Source organism: Variovorax gracilis, assembly GCF_030317115.1.
GTDB lineage: Bacteria > Pseudomonadota > Gammaproteobacteria > Burkholderiales > Burkholderiaceae_C > Variovorax > Variovorax gracilis.
Genome location: NZ_JASZYF010000071.1, coordinates 1 through 5,608 on the forward strand (window position 1 = coordinate 1; position 5,608 = coordinate 5,608).

A 5,608-nucleotide genomic window follows, 5' to 3' on the forward strand; every position below is an offset into this window, starting at 1 on the left:
GCTCCGAGGCGCCTTCACCTTCGGACAACCGCGTTGCCCCTCGACCCAATTCCCAGCGGCGCCTGATCGCACCATGATGCAAGCGCCACAGCCGTCACATCGTCGGCATCATCCAAGGAGATCGCCGCGACAGCGTGTTCGGCATGTATCCGCCGATCAAACTCTGCACGCCCGATCCGTACCTGCCGCCCGATAGGGCTACGTAGTTGCCTTTAATTCGTCCGCGTGGAGCGAATGTCCGCTGACCGTTGATCAGCGGTCACGGGCTGGCGATGGCCGATCTGAGTCTTAGGCCGTCGCGGCGCGAAGGGCGGGTCCCGCTGCACACCTGCAGTCTTGACGACCGGCTAGGGCTGCGGATTCAACCGGTCGATGCAACACACTGAAAACTGCCGTTGGCAGTAGGAGTGTTGCAGATGGCGTACCGGACGCGAACCTACTACACAGACAGCCAGAAGGCATTGATGTGGGAGCGATGGAGGCAGGGATGGACCCTCCATCAGATCGCTCAGCTGTTCAATCGGCCGCACACGTCGGTACAGGGAATTCTGTCGCGCACTGGCGGCATTCGGCCGCCGGAGCGAAGCCGTTCACCGAAGGCACTGACGCTGGCCGAGCGCGAGGAGATCTCGCGTGCCATGGTGGCTGGCTTCTCGATTCGCTCGATCGCGGTGATCCTTGGGCGAGCTCCCTCCACCATCAGCCGCGAGATCAAGCGCAATGGTGGTCCGGGATGCTATCGGGCGACCCAGGCCGACCAGGCAGCCTGGGACCGGGCTCGTCGGCCCAAGCGCTGCAAGCTGGCCGAGAACCGGGTCTTGGCGCGCATCGTCACGGGCAAACTTCGCCTGCAATGGTCTCCGGAGCAGATTGCGGGGTGGCTCAAACACACCTACCCTTGCGACGAGACCTGCCACGTGTCACACGAGACCATCTACCGCAGCCTGTTCATCCAAGCCCGCGGGGCCTTGAAGAAGGAATTGCTGCAGCACCTGAGACGAACGCGAGGCATGCGACGGTCACGCCAGTATTCGCAGAAGACCGACACCCACGGAAGAATCGTTGACGCCGTCTCGATCAGCGAGCGCCCGGCCACGGTTGAAGATCGAGCGGTTCCTGGCCACTGGGAAGGCGACTTGCTCTTTGGAAGCGCGAACAGCCAGATCGCCACATCTCAGGGTTCTCCCAGCTTCAACTCAACGCGATCGCGAGACAATTGAAACGAGAGGCCGCGCAAGACGCTCGGCTTCCATACACCCGCTGAGATGTTCAGCGAATGTGTTGCATCGACCGGTTGAATCCGCAGTTGCAATCAGCCATCCAGACGCGCCGCGTCGAAATCGAGACTCTTTCAGGAAGTCTTCACGACCGCCGGCGGGTTCCATGTACCTTCACAGGCAGGCAGGATCGACGGCGGCGTCTGGTCCGGCACGTACGTCCGCATCAGCATGTCGATCGGCCCATCTGGCGCGGGCAACCAGTGCCCTGCTTGTCCTTGGTATTCGATAGACACCTTGTGTTGCGACGCCGACGCTCAGGCCGCTGGTCTTGTATCCCCAGCGCGGTCGTCAAGACATAGGGCCTGGCAATTTGCATCCAGCAACTGATGCTGCCCGAAGGGCTTTTCTAGGACGTCTACTGCGCCGTTCCTGATAGCTTGACCGGCCATGTGAGTGTCGACGCTGCCGCTGACGAACACAATCGGAAGGCGGGCGCCCATTGCGTGCAGGCGCTGCTGCAGAGCGAGCCCATTCATCGTCGGCATGCGCAGGTCCGAAACCAGGCAGCCGTGCCACGTGGAGTCGAAGGAAGTCAGGAACTCAACCGCCGATCCGAACACGGCGGCCGAGAGACCGACCGACAGGACCAACTCTCGAATCGAGTCGCAGCAAGCTGCATCGTCATCGACGATGAATACAGCGGGTTCGCTCACTGGACCACAGAGTGATCGCTGCACCGGGAGGAATGGGCCAGCGTAACAACACCCCTTGAGGTATGCGTCAAGCCGCGGCGGCCTTCAGCGCGGGCCTCTTGCGAATCATGTCTGCCGCCTTCTCCGCAATCATGATCGTCGGCGCATTGGTGTTGCTACCCACCAATGTCGGCATGATGGAGGCGTCTATGACGCGCAGTCCCTCCATGCCATGTACGCGCAGCTCCGCGTCTACCACGGCCATCTTGTCGGCGCCCATCTTGCAGGTGCCAACGGGGTGGTATTCGAGGCCAAACTTGTCCTTGATCGCCTGGGCAAGATCTTCATCCGACTGCACGTCTTTGCCGGGGAACAGTTCCTCCTTGCGGTAGGGATCGAACGCGGGCGAGGCCAGAATCTTGCGCACCAGTCGCACCCCGCCGATCAGCGTCTTCATGTCGTCCGGATGACTGAGGAAGTTGAAGTCGATGACGGGTTGGTGGGCCGGGTTGGCGCTCGCGAGGCTGACCGTGCCCCGGCTCTTGGGGCGGATGCAGCCGACGTGGCACGAGTAGCCATCGTTCGTCATCAGCTTCAGGTCGCGGCCCGAGTCATCGAACAGCAGCGGCAGCGTGCACAGTTCGATGTCAGGCACTTCAAGCGACGGATCGGTCTTCAGGAAGGCGCCAACCTCGGTAAACGAGGAACGCAGCTTGCCGAGATGGGCGCCGTAATACTCAATGCCTTCGCCGACCATCTGCAGCACCCCGCCTAGCGAGAGCTGGACGCCGCCGTGGTAGTGGCTGGTGGTGAGCACGGCCGTGTCAGGGTGCTCCTGCAGGTTCTTGCCGACGCCGGGCAAGGCATGGACCAGTGGAACTCCGTGCGCTTTGAGTTCATCGGGATGTCCAATGCCCGACAGCATCAGGAGCTGCGGCGAATTGAATGCGCCTGCCGAGACGATGACTTCACGGTTGGCCTTGACAGCCACGCGCTTGCCGTTGTGATCGATGGTGACGCCGACCGCGCGCTTGCCTTCGCAGTCGATGCGAATTACGTCGGCACCAGTCATCACAGTGAGGTTCCTGCGGTGCATCGCGGGATGCAGGTAGGCCACCGCAGTGCTGCAGCGCTTGCCGTTGTCGATAGTGAACTGGAAAGCCCCGAAGCCCTCGTATTGCTCGCCGTTGAAGTCGTTGCTCATCGGCACGCCGGCCTGCTCGGCGGCTTCGATGAACACCTTGGAAATCTTGTAGTTCATCTCGCAGTCCGACACGACCAAAGGACCCTCGTCCCCGTGGTACTTATCGGCGCCGCGGCGGTTGTGCTCGGCCTTGCGAAAGTAAGGCAGGATTTCATCGTAACTCCATCCTGGCGAACCCAGCGCGGCCCAACCGTCGTAGTCGGAGCGGTGCCCGCGGGTGTAGACCATGCCGTTGATCGAACTCGATCCGCCGAGCGTCTTGCCGCGCGGGCAGAACATCGGCTCGCCTTTGCGAATCGCCGGGTCGGACTTCGCCTCGTACGACCAGTCGTACTTTTTCGTGAACATGAACATGCCGAACGCGCCGGGCATGTGGATGAAGGGAAGAAAGTCCGAAGGGCCAGCCTCGATCACGCAGACTGTGACATCTGGGTCTTCCGAAAGGCGATTTGCAAGAACGCAGCCGGCAGAGCCAGCTCCAACGATGACGTAGTCATACATGAGGTGTTTCCTGGTTATGCGGGGCGGGCGCAAGCCGTCGACTTGGCCAAAGAAGGCCGCTCCAGTGGCAATTCTTGAGTCGCGGACTGTGATGGAGCAATCCGGACAAGGGGCAATCTTGTTGCCCTTTGGTGCTATTTCCAACTACGGCCGAGCCTGTCAGGATGCGCCGGCGAACGTCTGCACCAACTGGAGAGACCCATGGCTACCAAGCCCCCCAATATCGTCATGATCATGGCCGACGATGTCGGTATTTGGAACCTCAGTTGCTACCACCGCGGCATGATGGGCGGCAGCACGCCCAACATCGACCGCATCGCGAAAGAGGGCGCGTTTTTCACTGATTACTATGGTCAACAGTCATGCACCGCCGGCCGCGCTGCCTTCATCCTTGGGCAGACGCCCTTTCGCACGGGGCTTCTGAAGGTCGGCATGCCCGCGGCCAAGCAGGGCCTGCAGGACAAGGACCCGACCATCGCCGAACTGCTGAAGCCGCTCGGCTATGCCACGGCGCAGATCGGCAAGAACCACCTGGGCGACCGCAACGAATACCTGCCCACCGTGCACGGCTTCGACGAGTTCTACGGCATCCTCTATCACCTCAATGCGATGGAAGAGCCCTACGACGGCGAGTATCCGAAGATGGCCGGCTTCCATGACAAGTTCGGCCCGCGCAACATCATCGAGACCTACGCGACAGACGTCGACGATCCGACGGAGGAGCCCCGCTGGGGCCGCGTTGGCAAGCAGAAGATCATCGATGCCGGACCGCTCCCGCCGGGCCCCGGGATGGACCCCGAAGCCAAGTTCAACATGGAAGATGTCGATGCGGAGCTCGTGCGTCGCTCGGTCGATTTCATTGATCGCTCGGTGAAGGCGGACAAGCCCTTCTTCCTCTGGCACAACTCGACGCGCTGTCACGTCTGGACGCACCTGTCGCCCAAGTGGAAGGACAAGAGCGGCTTCGGCATCTATGCCGACGCGATGATGGAACTGGACTGGATCGTCGGCGAGATCCTCCAGAAGCTAGACGACGAAGGCATCGCCGACAACACCATCGTCCTGTTCACCAGCGACAACGGCGCGGAGATCTTCAGTTGGCCCGATGGCGGCAACCATCCGTTCCGCGGCGAGAAGGGAACGATCTTCGAGGGCGGATTCCGCGTGCCCATGGTGGCCAAGTGGCCGGGCGTGATCCAGCCCGGCACGATCATCAACGACATCATGGCGGCGGAGGACTGGCTGCCGACGCTCTTGGCCGCCGCCGGCGAGGCGCAGGTCAAGGAGAAGCTGTTGACCGGCTACAAGGCGGGCGAGAAGACCTTCAAGAACCACCTGGACGGCTACAACTTCATGCCCTATTTCAAGGGCGAGATCCCGGCGCCCCGGCACGAGTTCTTCTACTTCAGCGACAACGCCGACCTGATGGCGGTGCGCTACAACGCCTGGAAGGTCAGCTTCAAGACAATCGAGGGCAATCTCTTCAACGGCAAGCCCGACACAACCAACGTGCCGCTGGTGACCAACCTGCGGCAGGATCCCTGGGAGCGTTACCAGGACGAGAGCTTGCTGTACGGCCGCTGGTGGGGCGAGAAGCTCTGGACCATGATTCCCGCGGTGGGCATCGTGGGGCAGTTCCTCGGCACCTTCAAGGACTACCCGCCGAGCCAGGTGTCGGGCTCGCTCAGTGTCGAGAAGGCGCTCCAACTGCTGCAGGCAGGGAGCCGTGGCAGCGGCGCCTAAATGGTTTGGGCCCGATGCCTCCGTCGCCTTTGAGAGGCATCGCGGTGCGAGGGGTCGCGCCCCGCGCAACCCCGGTGTCGCAGAAAAGAAGGCTGGGTCGTTCATGGCCCCGCGAAGCTCAACGACTGCTCGCCGATTGCGGATTCAACCGGTCGATGCAACACACTGAGAACTGCATAGGCAGAAGGAGTGTTGCAGATGAAGTACCGAACGCGAACCTACTACACCGACAATCAGAAAGCCTTGAT

3 protein-coding genes and 1 pseudogene are annotated in these 5,608 nt (G+C 61.7%); 2 read left to right on the plus strand and 2 right to left on the minus strand.

What is annotated here, in order from left to right; translation table 11 throughout:
• Nucleotides 1-416: 416 nt before the first annotated feature.
• Nucleotides 417-1,298: pseudogene (locus QTH97_RS36500) on the plus strand (IS30 family transposase).
• A gap of 236 nt (nt 1,299-1,534) precedes the next feature.
• Here the strand turns inward: QTH97_RS36500 and QTH97_RS36505 are convergent.
• Complete coding sequence (locus QTH97_RS36505) at nt 1,535-1,933, minus strand: response regulator transcription factor (RefSeq protein WP_286573649.1); 399 nt, start codon at nt 1,931-1,933, stop codon at nt 1,535-1,537.
• Between the two features lie 67 nt (nt 1,934-2,000).
• Nucleotides 2,001-3,617: a GMC family oxidoreductase gene (locus QTH97_RS36510; RefSeq protein WP_286573650.1), complete on the minus strand. Its 1,617-nt coding sequence runs from the start codon at nt 3,615-3,617 to the stop codon at nt 2,001-2,003.
• Nucleotides 3,618-3,818: 201 nt separating this feature from the next.
• On the opposite strand from QTH97_RS36510, the gene QTH97_RS36515 reads away from it, so the two are divergent.
• The gene (locus QTH97_RS36515) at nt 3,819-5,360 is read left to right on the plus strand and encodes an arylsulfatase (protein WP_286573652.1); all 1,542 of its coding nucleotides are present in this window, start codon (nt 3,819-3,821) and stop codon (nt 5,358-5,360) included.
• The last annotated feature ends 248 nt before the right edge of the window (nt 5,361-5,608 follow it).